We start from the raw sequence: 15,540 nt of genomic DNA on the forward strand, positions 1-15,540 counted from the left end.
CAACAAAAAGGCCGGGGAGCAAGCCCCGGCCCCGTGAAAGCACGCCGATTATACAGGGATTGGTCTCAACTGCCAAGCTTTTGCCGGACATTGGCCAGGTAGTCCGGACCGATCTTTTCCCCCCATTTGTTCAGTACCGGCTCAGCAAGTTTCTTCAACTCGCCCAACTCGGTATCCGACAGGTGATGAAACTCGACCCCGGCCTTCTTGGCCTTGACCATCTGCTCCTCATACTGGCGCCGGGTAGCCTCGCGGGACGCGGCGCTCTCCTCCTTGACCACCGCCAGGAAGGTGCTGCGCAAGTCTTCCGGCAACTTATCGAGCCAGCGCTTGTTGATCAGGTGGACAAACAGCCCCTGGGCATAGTTCAGCTCGGTAAAATGCTTGGCAATGGTGAATTTTTTGGTGATGTTACAGACAATCACCGTATGGTCAAGACCGGTGATCACGCCGGTCTGCAGGGCCTGCGGGACATCGGGCCAGGGCAGCACCGTGAATTTGAGGCCCCAGGCTTTGTAGGAATCGGTATTGACCGGGGCCTGGGCAATCCGGAAGTTGACCTGCTTGGCCTCGGCGATGGTGTTGACCGGAACAGTCGTGGCCCAGCCGTAAGGTCCGTAGCCGGTCACATCGGCAACATAGATGCCGCTGCGCAAAGCGCTGTCCGCAAAGGGCTGCCAGAGTTCGGGATCGTTACGGAAGGTGTCAAGCTTATCGAAAGTATCGACAACATAGGGGAGATTGACAATACCGAGGCGGTCAGCGACATTGGCGGCCGCTACCGAGGAACTCAGCATCCCCTGCACCGCGCCGAGCTTGAGCTTGCTGATCACATCCTTTTCGCCGCCGAGCTGGGACAGAGGCCGGTAATCGACATAGATCCGGCCATTGGTTTTTTCCCAGACCTTGTCGCGAATCCGATACCCGGCGGCAACGCCTTCAATGACTGGGTGGGAGACATTCGACAGAATGTAGGTGAATTCGGCACCGCTGGGGTCGAAGCTCGGTTGCCACGCTGCCAGAGGGTCTGTTTTCTCTGCGGCCAGGCCGGCCGAGGACACCACAAACACCAGAAGCAGTAATAATCCCAGGACTTTCTTCATTGCAATCCTCCCTTTTGGCAAGCAATTTTACAAACGCTGTTTGGTTATCGCAAATAAAAGTTAAATTACAATAAAATCAATAAGTTAGAATGAAACGATAGCCTGCTTATTTGCTTGAGGTCAAGGATTATTATGCCCCTGGGAAAACAAAAAACCGGGGTGGACAGGCCACCCCGGTTAAAAATCGTCCTCGGCCCGAACGGGTCGGGAGTCCTTTAATCGGCCAGGAAACTGCGCACCCGGGTCAGATAATCCGCACCGATTTTTTCTCCCCACTTCTGCACCACCGGTTCGGCGAGCTCCACCAGCCGGTTTTTCTCTTCTGCAGGAAGTTGGTAAAAGCTGACCCCGGCCGCTTGCGCCGCAGCAATCTCGCGCTCCTGCTGCAACTCGGTCAAAGCCCTGGCCTGTGCACTCTCTTCAGCGATAGCCTTGAGCAACAGGGTTCGCAGGTCCTCCGGCAAGCGCTTCAGCCAGCGTTCATTGACCAGGTGGATATAGAGACCCTGAGCATAATCGATGCGGGTGAAATTTTTGGCCACGGTAAATTTCTTGGAAATACTGCAAACCGTCGGGGTGTGGTCGAGGCCGGTGATGACTCCGGTTTGCAGAGCCTGGGGCACATCGGGCCAGGGCATCACGGTAAACTGGATTCCCCAGGCTTTATAAAGATCGACATTGACCGGGGCCTGAGCAATCCGGAAGACCTGCTGGCGGGCATCAGCCAGGCTGCGGACCGGACTGACGGTGGCCCAGCCATAACTGCCATAGCCGGTGAAATCAACAACCCGAATCCCTTTGCGCAGGGCATCCTCGCCATAGGCGGAAAACAGGTCCTGATTGCCGCGAAACTTGTCCAATTTCGCTGCGCTGTCAAAGAGGAAGGGCAGGTTGACCAGACCGAGCCGGGGCGAGATGTTCGGCGCGGCCACTGACGAACTGAGCATGCCGTGAATGGCGCCCATCTTCAGCTTGCCGATCACATCCTTCTCACCGCCGAGCTGGGACAGGGGGCGAAAATCGACATAGAGGCGGCCCTTCGATTCGGCCCAGACCCGATCGCGAATTCGATAGCCCACGGCAACCCCTTCAATCGCCGGGTGACCAACGCAGGAGAGCAGATAGGTAAATTCGGCTCCGGAAGGATCAAACTTCGGCTGCCAGTCCGCCAGGGGATCGGCAGCATAGCTGCCAACAGGCAACAACAAGAGCAGGAACAGGGTAAAGCTCCAGACGACGTGGCGCATAAACTCCTCCTTGCAGGATTGAAAAGAGACAAAAGGCAGCTATCATCATACTGAAGAGGATGTTTTCTTGAAACAGAAAGTTGCGCCAATCAAACCACTTGCAACAATGCAAATATTCATATTATTATATTCGAAAAAGGGAGGTCGTCATGACTGTTAATCGCTACCTGCGAATGATTGCCGGATTTTTTATCGTTGTCAGTGTGATCCTGTCCCAGTTCCATTCCGTCAACTGGCTTTATTTCACAGCGTTTGTCGGTCTGAATCTGTTTCAGAGCGCTTTCACAGACTGGTGTCCGATGATCACCATCCTGCGAAAACTGGGCGTCAAGGAAGGCTGACAGCTTTCGCCTCTGATCGACTTTATTTCTTCTTTGAATGGTTTTGTTACCCTAAAAACGCATATAATTTTAAATCTCTGAGGTTTTTCTACAGCCTCAACGCAATGCTCACGGGGCGCGCTTTTTGCGCTCCCGTGCAGCGAGTTTGTTATGCTTGTGATGCTGCCTGCAAAAACGATTTAATGATTGGGTGCGGCTTTCCCAAAAAGGCTGATCGCTCAGGCTGAAAAGCTGTTCCTATAAAAAAATTATTGCACCCCAACTCTAATGCCCTTGGGTCTCCGTCTTCATCAAAGCCTGTAAACCGCATATCACTTCCATCAAAAATATCCAGGTAATTCCTATTTACTCCAAAGCCGCAATTGTATGTTTCTCTAACTACCTCACTTCCGTAAATTTGAAATAATTTGGAGTTTTGATTAAGACAAACTTTCCCGTCCTCATTTGAAAGCCGACAAGATAAGGTTGAAATTAATGGCATACTTGCTTCTGGATTAACCTCGCCGTTATCTGCATAAACGTATCCTAATTCATTTCTAGCGAACTCCAAAGCTGCATGCTGATAACCGCCACATGTGCCTAAGAAAGGAATATTGTTCCGTCTTGCAAAGGCGATAACGCCTAAAACATTATCCATTTGCTGATAGGGGCTTGCAGGGACACACCAAAATCCAGAAAACTCCTTCAAATCAAAATTAGGAATATCTTGCGAATTCATCCACTTTATAGAAGCTTGGCAACCTACATTGTTTGAAGCTATTTCTATCGCTGCTGGTATAGCTCTATGAGCCGTAACATCCGGGTTGTAGTCACCAACTAGGGCAATTTTCATGTATCAATGCCTCGTTTCTAATGCATAACGAGCTTGTAGAAAAATTGGTTTAACATTCTTGCTACAGCTCAGATGATGGTTTTTGCGATAGTTGGCTGATCGACCAACTCATCAGCCGGTCTCGGCTGAATCGCTAAAAATTCATTCTCTAAAGGTTTATACACCTGTTTTCTGACAATTCTCTGGTTTTCTCTATGTTATCGCGGTTCCGAGGTGAGGAGGGGTCAAGTCTACGGTTGACTGATTTTCATTTCCCGACATACCCGCGCATACATTTCCCGGGCAGTAACATTCCCCTCCATCATAGACTCAAATCTTGAAATAGCTGTCTGACAGTGGCTTTTTAAAATGTCGATAAAAAGATGGAAATCCTCCTCACCTTCAAAAACATCACAATGCCTTCGGCGACAGTTCATAACAATGATACCAGGCCCCCGGATACTCTATGCGTAGTGGTCTCGACGTGAATTTAGACTACCAAATAACCTCAACACGTCAACCGTAGACTTGACCCCTTTTTTATAAACGAATTAAAAACAACTTAACTGATTGAAATTTATAGAGATATTACTATAAGCAAGGAATATGACTAATCGTTTAAAAAATGGTTGGAACAGACTCTCTGTACGCCATTCCGGCGGACATTTTCACCCGGCTGACGGATCACCCCTTTTAGCAAAGCCGCGACTGGTGTATGCTCGGAAAAACTTTTACTAGCAGACCAGGAGCAAATGGCATGTCACGTTTTCGTTTTTTCCCGATCCTTCTTCTGATTGTCCTGTCAGCGCAGGTCGTCTTTGCCCAGGACCAGAGCGAACAGGATGCGGTCGCTGCCGCACTCAGCAAATATTATCCCAAACTTCAATCCGCCCAGATCAATCCCACCCCCATCAGCGGCATTTACGAAGTTATTGTCGATAACAATGAGATCGTCTACTTCTCCCCGGCCACCGGACTGATCTTCGTCGGTGACCTGTGGACCCCTGATTCGCGCAATCTGACCCGCGAAAGCAAAGACCGCCTGCTCTCGGAAAAGATCAAGCTGTTCCCGCTGGACAAAGCGATCAAAATCGGCGACGGCCCCAACCAGGTCATTGAAGTCACTGACCCGGATTGTCCGTTCTGCCGCCATGGTTCGGCCTTTTTCGAGAACCGAACAGATGTCACGCGTTACGTGTTTTTGTACCCTTTGGATAAGCTCCACCCCCAAGCCGAAGCCAAAGCCCGTTATATCCTTTCGGCGGCCAATCCGGCAGAAGCGTATGAAAAGGTTTTTTCCGGAGCCTATGACAACCAGCCGCTGCCGGCGTTCACCGACAACGGCATGCTTGAGCTGCATCGCCGCATCGGCAGAGAGGTCGGCATCACCGGAACCCCGCAATATTGGATCAACGGTCATCACCTGAGTGGTTTTAACCAGCAGCAGGTCGAACAATTATTGGATAAATAAGGTTTTCATCCGCAATTTGCGGATGAAAACGAAGTCAACAGGACAGTCCCTTTTGAAGAAAATCACCACACGCCCGGAGCTGCTGGCCCCCGCCGGCAGCCTGGAGGCCTTTTTCGCCGCGGTTGAAGGCGGTGCCGATGCTGTTTATATCGGGCTGAAAGAATTTTCCGCCCGTGCCAAAGCCAAGAACTTTTCCCTGGCCGATGTCGAACGGATGAGCTGGTTTCTGCAGGGGCAGGGGAAAAGGCTTTACGTCACCCTCAACACCCTCGTTAAAGAAGCCGAGCTGCCACACCTGATCGACACCCTGGGAGCCCTGGAGGCGATTGGGATCGATGCCGTTATCCTCCAGGATCTGGCGGTTTGGAAACTGGCCCGGGAGCATTTCCCCGGGCTGGAACTGCATGCCTCAACCCAGCTGACCGTGCATAATACGGCCGGGGTCAAGATGCTCGAACGAATGGGCTTTGCCCGGGCCGTTCTGGCCAGAGAGCTGACCCTGGCGGAGATTTCGACCATCCGGGCCAACACTCGCCTGGAGCTGGAACATTTCATTCACGGAGCGCTCTGTTTTTCCTTCAGCGGGCAATGCTACTTTTCCTCTTTTTTAAGCGGCAAAAGCGGTAATCGCGGCCGCTGTGCCCAGCCCTGCCGACGCAATCACCGCTATCGCAACAACGAAGGCTATTATTTTTCCCCCAACGACCTGTCAGCCATCGATCTGCTCCCCGAACTGGAGCAGGCCGGAATCTGCAGTCTGAAGATCGAGGGGCGGATGAAGAGTGCGGAATATGTCCACAAGGTCGTCTCCGCCTACCGGCGGGTCCTTGATGCGCAGGGGCAACAGCGCCAGCAGGCGGTCAAAGATGCCAAACTGCTGCTCAAGGACAGTTTTGGCCGGCAACCTACGCAGGGATTCTTAAGCGGCAGCCAGCCGAGTGATATGGCGATCCCGTCGCGCAAAGGGGCTACCGGCAGATATCTCGGTGAAATCGCCAAAGTCCGTGGCGGGGAAATAACCTTCAAAAGCAAAGAGGCCCTTCACCTGGGGGATCGGATCAGAATTCAGCCGGCCACCGATAAAAGCGGTACCGCCTTTACCATCCGCCAGCTGCTCCTTGGCAAACGGCAAGTCAATAAGGCTTCCGCCAACAGCTTTGTCAGCGTCCCATCGACCTTTACCAACCAGTTCAAGGTCGGTGACGGCATCTTCCTAGTGTCGGCCAGCGGTTCCTTTGCCATGAGCGAAAATGCCTGTCGCCGCCAACTCGCCACGGTCGGTCCGCCTCCGACGCAGGTCGCGCTGGCCATCCGGGTCGAACCGCCGCAGCTGCTGATCGCCGCGACCGTGGCCGGAACAACGGAGCAATTTCAATTCGACATCGACAGCTACCCGGCCGAAAAACAAGGTTTGAGCAGGGAAATTCTCTATCAGAACTTCGCCGTCACTGCCGCGGAACCGTTCGTCCTCGGCCAACTGGACTGTGGCCCGCTGCCAGAGATTGTCATCCCGCCCAAACAGCTCAAGCAGATCAGGCGCGAGCTCTATGCCGCCCTGCGACTGCAGCATCCCCCGAAAACCCGCAGCTACAATGATCACAGCAAGCGCCCCCGGGTTGAGCTGCTCCCCATGGGCAAAACCGACCAGGGCACTCGCCAGCTTCGTATCCAGCTCAGCGATTCGCGGGACCAGCACATTCTCTCGGACCCGGCGGTCGATGCGGTGTTACTGCCGCTGACCGGGCGCAATCTACAGGCCGCCGGGAAGCTCATCAACAAAGCGGAGCGGATCATCTGGGATCTCCCTTTTATCCTCTTCGATAACGACTGGCAGGAACAGCAGAACGCCGTCCGCCAACTGGTTCGCAACGGCTTCCGCAACTTCCGGCTCAACAACCTGGGGCACTTTCCGCTCTTTGACAAGCTCGCCGACCTGAACCTGTTCAGCAGCTTTCGCCTGTTCGCCCTCAACAGCCAGGCGCTGGTGGCCTTGGCCGACCTCGGGATCACTGAAGCCGAACTGTATATCGAGGATGATCGCTCCAACCTGGCCGCGGTTTTGGCCCGCAAGCTGCCGCTGGCAACCGCCCTGACCGTGTACGGCAGTGTTCCGCTGCTGGCCTCCCGGGTCAGGATCAAAAACCTCCGCTCTGACAATCCGGTCCTGTCCGACCGCGGCGATGCCTTTCTCGTCCAGCAGCGGCAGGGATTGACCTGGCTACAAAGCGGAACGGATTTTTCCTTTATTGGCAACCTGCCGGAGTTGGAGCAGTCCGGCTGCAGCCGGTTCATCATCGATCTGTCTCATGTCGGCCCGTTCAGTTCCCGGGGCAAGCAGGTTCTCGAAGCGGTTCGCCGCGGCTATGATCCGCCGGATGTCAGCAAGTTCAACTTTGAACGGGAACTGGAATAGCAGGCCGTCGGGCCTGAGCCATCGGCCTTGCGACAGCAAAGTTTGAAAGGTTGCCCTGCCGAGAAATCCCGATTATATTTAAGAAAACCATGCGCAGAGTGAAAAACCGCACGAAGAGGAGCAGCTGGTCAGTCGGTGCAACCGTCCTGAACGGGGCGCTGCCGATTGGATGTTAACGAAATCGAGCCGGCTTTGTTGACGGAGGACGCTGTGCTGCCAAGAAAATATCGCATCCACGCTTTTCTGGCCATCCTGGCATTGGTGATCATTTTTTATCCCAGTTATGTGAAACAACCCGACCAACAGGTATTGGATGCGTCGAACGCCGCCGCAAATGCATTCCTGCGGCTGATTGATAGCGGCAAATACCAGGAAAGCTGGCAATCCTGCTCCCCGTATCTGCAAACCAAGGTTCCGCTGACAAAGTGGCTTGATGAACTCAGCGCAGTGCGTGACACGGCTGGCAAACTTCTGGAACGGCGGCAGGTTGACCATACCTATAGCAAAGAGGCTGACAAAAAAGGGATTCCCGCAGGCGACTACATGGTTTATACCTACAGTTCGAGCTTTGCTAACAAAAAGGATGCTCAAGAAACCGTCACGCTGATGCTTGGCCAGGACGGGATTTGGCGTGTTGCCGGATATTTCATAAAATAATATGCACTCCCTTTTTGGGCTGATTGTCCTGCCGCGGCCGTGCCGTCGGCAGCGGCACTGAATCTATGAACTCAAAACGGAAAAAAGACCCCCTGGAGCAACCTCCGCCCCGCTGTCCCGCAGGCATCAGCGACTGCCCGATCGCCGCAGAAGTCGCGACGCTGCAACGGGAAATCGCCCGCCTTGCCGATCTTGTCCGTACCGATACCCTGACCGGGTTGGCCAATTACCGGTTTTTTATCCAGGCTTTGGAACACGAAATCGAACGCACCCAACGCAGCGGCCAGGCCACTGCCTTGATCATGCTCGACATCGATCATTTTAAACAGGTCAACGATACTTGGGGGCATCAGGTCGGCAACAGTGCGCTGGCCCACATCGCCACAATCCTGCGGCAAAACGTGCGGCGGCTCGATATCCCCTGTCGTTACGGCGGAGAGGAATTCGCCATCATCCTCCCGGATACCGGTCTGACGTCCGCCAGCCAGGTCGGAGAGCGCATTCGCCGGGCCATCGCCCAAACGCCCCTGCTGAACAACGGTAAAGATTTACCATTGACCGTCAGCCTGGGGATCGCTATTTACCGGGTCGATCAACCGCTTCAAGCCACAGAATTGATTGCTCACGCCGATCATTATCTTTATAAAGCCAAACAGGAAGGGCGCAATCGCGTCTGTCATCCCGAGCCGGAACAAATCGATCTGGTCAGCCCTGAAGAAAAACAGGTGCTGGCAGAACTGTTCGGCCGCACCAAAACCGAGAAGGATCCTCCATGAAAATTGTTGTTCTTGACGGCTATACCCTCAACCCCGGCGATCTTGACTGGGCCCCGCTCAAAGAGCTGGGCAGCTGCGCCATCTATCCACGAACGGCCGGCGAACAAATTGTGGAAAGAGCGGCTGATGCCGACATTCTCCTGACCAATAAAACCATGGTCTCTGCCGAAACTATCGCTGCGTTGCCACAGCTGAAATACATCGGCGTCCTCGCCACCGGCGTCAATATTGTCGATCTGGACGCGGCGCGGGCCCGCTCCATCGTCGTCACCAATGCTCCCGGCTACGGCAGTGCTTCGGTGGCGCAGATGGTCTTCGCACTGCTGCTGGAGATGACCCAGCATGTTGGCCATCATGCCCAGTTGGTCCGCCAGGGCGCCTGGAGCGAATGCCCGGACTTCAGTTTTCATGACCGGCCGCTCTACGAGGTCGCCGGCAAGACCATGGGGATTGTCGGCTTCGGACAGATCGGTCGACAGGTCGCCAAGATAGCCACCGCTTTCGACATGCGGGTTCTGGCCAGCACCCGGCACCCGGAAAAATACGCACAGGACACCAATGTCGAATTTGTCGATGTCGATCAGCTGTTCTCCAAGTGCCATGCCATCAGCCTGCACTGTCCGCTCACCGACCAGACCCGGCAGCTGGTCAACACGGCCAGACTGGCCAGGATCAAACAGGGAGCCCTGCTCATCAACACCGGTCGCGGCCAGCTGATCGACGAAGCCGCGGTCATTGAAGCCCTCGAAGAAGGCTATCTCGGCGGCTATGCGGCCGATGTCCTTTCCGAAGAGCCGCCACCTGAAGACAGCCCATTGCTGAGCGCTCCCAACTGTATCATCACCCCGCACATGGCCTGGGCCACCCTGGAAGCACGCAAGCGACTGCTCGACCTGGTCGTATCCAACATCCGTTCCTTTCAAAACGGCAGCGCGGACAACCGGGTCGTCTGATGAGCTGGCAAAAGCTGCATAGCGTGCTCGAACAAAACCGCCGCCGGCTGGACCTTGCCTGTGCCGCGGCGGTTGAGCAGGTGGGGGCGACCTGGTCGACCATCTACTGCGCTAAAGGGTGCGCCAACTGCTGTACGCTGGCGGTCAACTGCGCCTTTGCCGAAGCCAGGGCCATCGCCGCCGGCCTGAACGAGCCACAGCGGCAACTGATCGGCGAGCGGGCCGCCTGGCTGGTGCAACTGAATAAAGATGCCGCTGATCTCAAGGATTTCCTGCGCCGCCACCGCAGCGAATCGGGCGGCTGTCCGTTCCTTGACCCGGCGACCCAGAGTTGCCAGATTTACGCTCAGCGGCCACTGGCCTGCCGGGCCCTGCTCTCGACCCGTCCGGCCGCCTGGTGCGGGGTCGACTTCAGCACCCTGCACCCACTTGAGAAACAGGCCTTTTTAAGCAGTCTCGACCCCCAGCTGGTGGCCTACCCGACCCATTACCTGGCCACTCCGCAGGAACTGGCCACCGAATTGGAAGATGAGCTGCAGGCCGTCATGCTCGAGCAATTCAATTGCACCCTCAGCGGTAACCTGATCTACCTGATCTGGCTTCAGCTTGAATTCGACCTGGCTGAACAACTGGCCAACGCTCCCGACCAACTCGCTCGCTTTCTGCACAGCCGGGAGCTGGAACAGTCTTATTTACTGCAGTTCAGGCAGTGACCCGCAGGCTGGGCTGGCCATTCCGGCGGCCCCAGCCCAGTCCAGTCCAGTCAACTACCCTTCTTTGCGACGGAATTCCGCTTACTTCTCCCTGGCCGCCGGTGACCTACCCAATCCGGCCGTTGACCCATTCGATACTTTCCCGGTTTTTCCGTCCGGGCTAAGCTTTTTTGCAAGACTGCCACCCGATCTGCAACAGACAGAAAAGAACAACATCAACAGGCCAGGCAGCGTCGCCTTACAGGCTGAAAAAATTCCTCCTCATCTCCTCTCATTCAGCTGATCCCGATGCGCAAGGCCTACCAAGAGGAGGAACACCATGCTGGAAATCATTTTTCATATGTTCGTCGCATTTATCCTGATTGCCGGGGTCGTCTATTTTTCAATCTTTTCCTGGCTTAAACTGCAACACCCCAAAGACACCAGCAACTATCAGCCCAAACCGGTCCAACGCAAACTGAAAACGACCCTGGCAAGATCTCACTGAGGTCATTCAGCGGGTTCGCCAGTTCGCGAGAGCAACCCCGTTGCAACACTGCAGAAACAGGTTATTCCCAGCCCTTGGGCGCGGCCGGGCTTTGCAAAGTTTGGGAACAGCCTCGACAAGCAGCACAATTCAGCTGTAACAGCCACCTTGCAATCACCAGGGTGGCTGTTTTCGTCAGGGCTGACCGCAGCCCTTTTGCCGACTCGTCAGCAATCCTTTAATGGCCTGCCGCCCCAGCTCAGGCTGTCGGCACCGTCCCACCGTCGATGACATACTCGGTGCCAGTAATCGCTGCGGCGCGGGAGGAAACCAGGAAGGTGATCAGGTCGGCAACTTCCCGAGGCCGAGCCGGACGACCGAGGGGGATGCCGCCGAGAGATGCCATGATAATCTTTTTCCCTCCCTCATAATCGGTGCCGGCACTTTCGGCAAGCCGCTCGGTCAACCGCACGGCTGCCTCGGTCTCGACCCAGCCCGGGGAGACACGCACCACCCGGATCCCTTTCGGCGCAACTTCCTTCGACAAGCTTTTGCTGTAGGTCGATAGTGCAGCCTTGGCCGCCGCATAAGCGGTCGTCGATTCCGGCAGGGGTAGTTCGTGCTGAATGGAGGTGACATGGATGATGACTCCAGCTCCCTGCGCGATCATTGCCGGAAGCAAGGCCCGGTCAAGGCGCACGGCAGGCAGCAGATTCTGATTCATTGCCAGCTCCCATTCACCATCGTCCAGGACTGCGAAGCCACCCACCGGCGCACTCGAGCCACCGACCACATTGATGATGATATCGATGCCGCCAAGACGCTCCAAAACGTTTTCCGCCACGACCCGGCAACCCGCTGCGGTGGACAGATCGGCAGCGATATAAAGAAGACCGTCGGGAGCAGTGTCAGGAACCGCACGGGCCGTGCCGAGAACGGTCACACCGACCTTGTGCAAGGACTCGACCACGGCCGCACCCACACCTTTGGTCGCGCCGGTGACAAGCGCGCGGCGTCCGGCAAGACCAAGATCAAAGCTCATAGGATAATCTCCAGGGACGCTATTTTATCCCCTTCGAGACAAAAAAAGTAACGTAGATCAACGGGACTGCCGGGAAAGTTTCCGATCACCCGGCTGGTGACGATTATCTTGCCGTCCTGCTCTGCGCAAGCGAATGGCGTGCTCGTATAGGTGAATTTTTCTGCCACAGCCATTTCCCATTGTTCAATGGCAACCCTGCCGTTATAGGTATGTCCTTCGTCCTTCACCATGGCATGCTCGGTGAAGCACCGGGCAATGGCTGCGCCGGCGGCTCGGCTGGCACTGAAATAGCTGTCGATAGGCTCTGGAAGATCAAATGACATCGGTTTGCTCCTTGCTTCATTTGTCGGATTCCACAGTGGGGAATCAAAATTGATATAGGGACAGAATAGTGATAGGCTTCGAAAAGGGCAATAACGCACAATTAAGTAGGGTACGCACTAAAAAGTATGGAAAAACAATGGACCCCCGCCTCGGCCGCCGAAGGTGTCGAGCAAGCGATCAAAATCCTTAATGGAAAATGGAAGCTGGTCATTCTCTTTCATTTGTTCGGCGGCAAGCTGTTGCGCTTTTCCGAACTCGAAAAAGCGATCCCGGCCATTACCCAAAAGATGCTGATCCAGCAGCTTCGCCAGCTGGAAACGGACGGCGTTGTCCGGCGCATCGTCCACCCGCAAATGCCACCGAAGGTTGAGTACGGCTTGACTGCTTGGGGGCAGTCTCTCTGCCCCGCCCTGGACGCACTGCTGAAATGGACTGATCGACATGAAGCATAGCCGCTTGTCATGATGCCCCTTTTATCTCTGAGCTGACGCCTTTCTCCTGCGCATGAGTTTCTGTAAGCTGAACAATTGAGCCCAGGGGACAAGTCAGTCTACTCGACGCGAAGAGGCGTTTCGCCCCCCACTCACCCAGCTCGGCCCTTCAAAAGGGTGTCCTTTCGGAACCCGACTCGCCGCGTTGTAGGTCAGCATCCAGTTCGGATAGCGGGGCGGTTTGGAACTGACTTGATCAAGGGTCATTAAATCCTCTTCCCCAAGGACCAGATACAGAGCCCCAAGATTGTCCTTCAACTGGTCGAACCGCGGCTGGGCAGGGCGCTCCGGGCTTTTCACGGGACCATTGCCGAGGATTGGACCGTCGCCGGGCTGGCACCCGAAGCCGGCATGTCTCAATCTTCCTTTGCTGACAGCTTCCGCAAGAGGACCGGCCTCACTCCGATGCAGTATGTGGCACAGTGGCGACTGTTTGGCATTCGCCGCGCTCTTCTTGAAAGCGACCAGTCATTCTCAATCATTGCTGAAAACCACGGCTGGAAATCACGGACATCATGCAGTCGCGCTTTTCAGAAACTGCTCGCGATCAGCCCCCAAAGTCTAAGATCGCCCAGGTGAGCAGAAATTCCTTCATTCTGAGGACCCGACGCCTGACACACTGTCAATGGATAGAGTCATCCCCGAGCAGTTCAGGGTTCTGAGCGCCAAAGATGGCTTCCCGGAACTCCCTGTCACCAAGATTATTTTGAATCGCTCCCCCAAAAGCCAAATTTGCCGCAGTGGAGCGGATGGCTCAGTACATTCGCGAAGGGATGCGGAAATAGCCGACCTCATGTTCCGCCCCTCGTTCAGACGCGAAGGATTACCGGCCTAACCTGACTCCCTACTGAGATAACCCTCGTTGAGTCTGTTCGGTTGAAACACAAATGACCTCAGCGAAACACCGCCTCGTCCACAGCCTACCGGAAAAACTTATGAAGGCTATTAACCAGCCGAATTAATTAATCTATTAACAAATCAACTCTCAATTAAGCAAAATTTAATTTCATTCTATTAAACATTGACAGCCGTAAATAAATAATATAAGAATGAATATATTTTTTTTAATATTAATTAATTAATTAACTAGAGTTCAGAGCCACCATAACAACCTCAAGACGAGCTGATTGATCGCCCAACCCTTGGGGAACGACCGGCTCAACCTGAATTGATCCTTCCTCAAGGGGTCAGGTTAGAAATGTCAAAAGAAGCAGCAAAGATAGATAGAGCATTGCACCACCAAGAGGAGTCTTACGCTTTTTTCCTGCTTGATGGCCGTGAATTCGGGATCAGGGTCGACTATGTGCATGAAACCATTCTCCACAGGGGTCCTCTGACCCAGCTGCCCTGCTCTCTGGATGCGCTTGACGGACTCATCAATCTGCGCGGATCGATCATTCCGATCATCAACCTGCGGACCCGCTTTCACCTGCAACCCGCTCCTCCAACGGCAGAAAATCCGCTGGCAATTGTCCAGTTTAATGGCGGCCTGTTCGGCTTGCGCTTCGATGAAATCAGTGAAGTCGTCCGCGTCAGGCAGAGCGAAATCAGCCGGATTGATACCCGGGAAGAGGATCTTGAACTCTGCAGCCAGGGGCTGTTGTCCCTTGACGGCGGCGACCGAATCGTTCAGCTGCTGGATCTGGAGCGACTGTTCAGGAAATACAACCTGCCCCTGATCAGTCACGACGGCGCCGGGGCTGGTCGCAGCTTCCGCCCCCTTAAGCAGGACATCACGCTCATGCTCAACGGGCAGGAATTTGCCATTGCCATCGAGGCGATTAAAGAAATCATCAAGCCCCCGAAGATAAAACGCAAAGTGTTGGTTGACCCGGCGATTAAAGGGGTCATCGTCCTGCGTGATGAACTGGTCAACATTGTCGACCTGAGACTTCACTTCAAATACCCTTCCGAGGAGATTACCCCCGAGTCACGGATTATCATTCTGCAGGGAGATGTGCCTTGCGGCATTCTGGTCGACGCCATCAGGGAAGTTATCCACTATGAGGAAGACCAACTCTTACCGGTCCCGATTCTCGGTCAAGGCCAGGAGTGTTTCGCTGGAATCGTCGCGCTGGAACCCGGCCGCAGCATCGTCAAGCTTGACCCTGCCCGGCTGTTCGACGAAACCCTGCTCAAACACCTCAGAGGCAACGCCGACCTCCATGCGGAGTTGGCAGGGAAAAAATCAGTTGATGAAAACCGGCGGCAGGATAAAGGCAGCCTTGAAATCGTAAACCGGGTCCTTATCTCATTCCGCCTCGGGGAAGATTATGCCTTCGATATCGACCTGTTCCGCGAGATCATCAACTATTCGGCCGAAATCACGGCACTGCCGGGTCTTCCCGCTTATCATGAAGGCATTCTCAATCTGCGTCATAGCGCCATTCCCATTATCAACCTGCGCAAATATTACCGGATGGAAAACCACGCCAGACTTGAAGACGCCAAAATTATCATCCTCAACCTGCCGGGAAAAAATATCGGCATCATGGTTGATGACATCATGGAAATCGTTAAACCGGATCGGATGCAGATTGAGCGCATCCCGAACCTGTCAGTTCACCACCAGGGGCAAACCGGGAACCATATCCGGGAAGGGTATCGCTTCAAAACCGCCCGTGGAGAGGAGAAATCCTTGCTCATCTATGATGTCGAACAACTGATCAGAGATCTCGGCATCTTTACCGAAGAAGAACCTTTAAAAATCGCCACCGAGGCTTAGCTATTAT

Annotated in this window: 16 protein-coding genes; 11 read left to right on the forward strand and 5 right to left on the reverse strand. The window is 54.5% G+C overall.

Features of this window, described 5'->3' with window-relative positions; all coding sequences use genetic code 11:
- Positions 1-65: 65 nt before the first annotated feature.
- Positions 66-1,103 carry a TRAP transporter substrate-binding protein gene (locus tag N909_RS0109040; RefSeq protein ID WP_029914244.1) on the reverse strand — a complete coding sequence of 346 codons (1,038 nt, stop codon included), beginning with the start codon at positions 1,101-1,103 and terminating at the stop codon, positions 66-68.
- Between the two features lie 215 nt (positions 1,104-1,318).
- A complete protein-coding gene (locus N909_RS0109045) occupies positions 1,319-2,350 on the reverse strand; it encodes a TRAP transporter substrate-binding protein (protein ID WP_029914246.1) in 1,032 nt (343 codons plus the stop codon).
- Between the two features lie 149 nt (positions 2,351-2,499).
- On the opposite strand from N909_RS0109045, the gene N909_RS0109050 reads away from it, so the two are divergent.
- Complete coding sequence (locus N909_RS0109050; RefSeq protein ID WP_029914248.1) at positions 2,500-2,691, forward strand: YgaP family membrane protein; 192 nt, start codon at positions 2,500-2,502, stop codon at positions 2,689-2,691.
- Between the two features lie 148 nt (positions 2,692-2,839).
- Here N909_RS0109050 and N909_RS0109055 read toward each other — a convergent pair whose 3' ends face one another.
- Positions 2,840-3,523 (reverse strand): CTP synthase C-terminal region-related (seleno)protein, encoded by a 684-nt coding sequence (locus tag N909_RS0109055; RefSeq protein WP_029914250.1) that lies wholly within the window; start codon positions 3,521-3,523, stop codon positions 2,840-2,842.
- A gap of 736 nt (positions 3,524-4,259) precedes the next feature.
- Between N909_RS0109055 and N909_RS25255 the strand changes: the two genes are divergently transcribed.
- The 7 genes from N909_RS25255 to N909_RS25665 all read left to right on the forward strand — a co-directional run bounded on the left by N909_RS25255 (position 4,260) and on the right by N909_RS25665 (position 10,972).
- Entirely contained in the window at positions 4,260-4,973 is a 714-nt protein-coding gene (locus tag N909_RS25255) for a DsbC family protein (RefSeq protein ID WP_029914252.1), read from the forward strand.
- Between the two features lie 52 nt (positions 4,974-5,025).
- A complete protein-coding gene (locus N909_RS0109065) occupies positions 5,026-7,386 on the forward strand; it encodes a peptidase U32 family protein (protein ID WP_036683036.1) in 2,361 nt (786 codons plus the stop codon).
- Between the two features lie 210 nt (positions 7,387-7,596).
- Positions 7,597-8,043: a DUF4019 domain-containing protein gene (locus tag N909_RS0109070; RefSeq protein WP_162179117.1), complete on the forward strand. Its 447-nt coding sequence runs from the start codon at positions 7,597-7,599 to the stop codon at positions 8,041-8,043.
- A gap of 65 nt (positions 8,044-8,108) precedes the next feature.
- Positions 8,109-8,819 carry a GGDEF domain-containing protein gene (locus N909_RS0109075; protein ID WP_029914259.1) on the forward strand — a complete coding sequence of 237 codons (711 nt, stop codon included), beginning with the start codon at positions 8,109-8,111 and terminating at the stop codon, positions 8,817-8,819.
- The gene (locus N909_RS0109080) at positions 8,816-9,772 is read left to right on the forward strand and encodes a D-2-hydroxyacid dehydrogenase (protein WP_029914261.1); all 957 of its coding nucleotides are present in this window, start codon (positions 8,816-8,818) and stop codon (positions 9,770-9,772) included. The genes N909_RS0109075 and N909_RS0109080 overlap by 4 nt, the downstream gene beginning before the upstream one ends.
- Positions 9,772-10,485: a YkgJ family cysteine cluster protein gene (locus tag N909_RS23785; protein WP_051689634.1), complete on the forward strand. Its 714-nt coding sequence runs from the start codon at positions 9,772-9,774 to the stop codon at positions 10,483-10,485. The genes N909_RS0109080 and N909_RS23785 overlap by 1 nt, the downstream gene beginning before the upstream one ends.
- A gap of 319 nt (positions 10,486-10,804) precedes the next feature.
- Complete coding sequence (locus N909_RS25665; protein ID WP_155005905.1) at positions 10,805-10,972, forward strand: hypothetical protein; 168 nt, start codon at positions 10,805-10,807, stop codon at positions 10,970-10,972.
- A gap of 238 nt (positions 10,973-11,210) precedes the next feature.
- Here the strand turns inward: N909_RS25665 and N909_RS0109095 are convergent, their stop codons facing one another.
- Positions 11,211-11,993 (reverse strand): SDR family oxidoreductase, encoded by a 783-nt coding sequence (locus tag N909_RS0109095; RefSeq protein WP_029914265.1) that lies wholly within the window; start codon positions 11,991-11,993, stop codon positions 11,211-11,213.
- Positions 11,990-12,316 (reverse strand): nuclear transport factor 2 family protein, encoded by a 327-nt coding sequence (locus N909_RS0109100; protein WP_029914267.1) that lies wholly within the window; start codon positions 12,314-12,316, stop codon positions 11,990-11,992. The genes N909_RS0109095 and N909_RS0109100 overlap by 4 nt, the downstream gene beginning before the upstream one ends.
- Positions 12,317-12,442: 126 nt before the next feature.
- Between N909_RS0109100 and N909_RS0109105 the strand changes: the two genes are divergently transcribed.
- From N909_RS0109105 to N909_RS0109115, 3 genes are all read left to right on the forward strand, one after another.
- On the forward strand, positions 12,443-12,769 hold the full coding sequence (locus tag N909_RS0109105) for a winged helix-turn-helix transcriptional regulator (RefSeq protein WP_029914268.1): 327 nt from the start codon (positions 12,443-12,445) through the stop codon (positions 12,767-12,769).
- A gap of 345 nt (positions 12,770-13,114) precedes the next feature.
- Positions 13,115-13,387: a helix-turn-helix transcriptional regulator gene (locus tag N909_RS26560; RefSeq protein WP_425415851.1), complete on the forward strand. Its 273-nt coding sequence runs from the start codon at positions 13,115-13,117 to the stop codon at positions 13,385-13,387.
- A gap of 619 nt (positions 13,388-14,006) precedes the next feature.
- A complete protein-coding gene (locus tag N909_RS0109115; RefSeq protein ID WP_029914272.1) occupies positions 14,007-15,533 on the forward strand; it encodes a chemotaxis protein CheW in 1,527 nt (508 codons plus the stop codon).
- Positions 15,534-15,540: the final 7 nt, after the last annotated feature.

It is taken from the genome of Pelobacter seleniigenes DSM 18267 (genome assembly GCF_000711225.1).
Lineage (GTDB): Bacteria > Desulfobacterota > Desulfuromonadia > Desulfuromonadales > Geopsychrobacteraceae > Seleniibacterium > Seleniibacterium seleniigenes.

Excerpts from the sequence above, each read along its gene's own strand:
- N909_RS0109115 (WP_029914272.1), top strand. The coding sequence starts at position 14,007 with ATGTCAAAAGAAGCAGCAAAGATAGATAGAGCATTGCACCACCAAGAG.
- N909_RS0109080 (WP_029914261.1), top strand. The coding sequence starts at position 8,816 with ATGAAAATTGTTGTTCTTGACGGCTATACCCTCAACCCCGGCGATCTT.
- N909_RS0109050 (WP_029914248.1), top strand. The coding sequence starts at position 2,500 with ATGACTGTTAATCGCTACCTGCGAATGATTGCCGGATTTTTTATCGTT.
- N909_RS0109045 (WP_029914246.1), bottom strand. The coding sequence starts at position 2,350 with ATGCGCCACGTCGTCTGGAGCTTTACCCTGTTCCTGCTCTTGTTGTTG.
- N909_RS0109095 (WP_029914265.1), bottom strand. The coding sequence starts at position 11,993 with ATGAGCTTTGATCTTGGTCTTGCCGGACGCCGCGCGCTTGTCACCGGC.
- N909_RS25255 (WP_029914252.1), top strand. The coding sequence starts at position 4,260 with ATGTCACGTTTTCGTTTTTTCCCGATCCTTCTTCTGATTGTCCTGTCA.
- N909_RS0109075 (WP_029914259.1), top strand. The coding sequence starts at position 8,109 with ATGAACTCAAAACGGAAAAAAGACCCCCTGGAGCAACCTCCGCCCCGC.
- N909_RS0109055 (WP_029914250.1), bottom strand. The coding sequence starts at position 3,523 with ATGAAAATTGCCCTAGTTGGTGACTACAACCCGGATGTTACGGCTCAT.
- N909_RS23785 (WP_051689634.1), top strand. The coding sequence starts at position 9,772 with ATGAGCTGGCAAAAGCTGCATAGCGTGCTCGAACAAAACCGCCGCCGG.
- N909_RS25665 (WP_155005905.1), top strand. The coding sequence starts at position 10,805 with ATGCTGGAAATCATTTTTCATATGTTCGTCGCATTTATCCTGATTGCC.
- N909_RS0109105 (WP_029914268.1), top strand. The coding sequence starts at position 12,443 with ATGGAAAAACAATGGACCCCCGCCTCGGCCGCCGAAGGTGTCGAGCAA.
- N909_RS0109040 (WP_029914244.1), bottom strand. The coding sequence starts at position 1,103 with ATGAAGAAAGTCCTGGGATTATTACTGCTTCTGGTGTTTGTGGTGTCC.
- N909_RS0109100 (WP_029914267.1), bottom strand. The coding sequence starts at position 12,316 with ATGTCATTTGATCTTCCAGAGCCTATCGACAGCTATTTCAGTGCCAGC.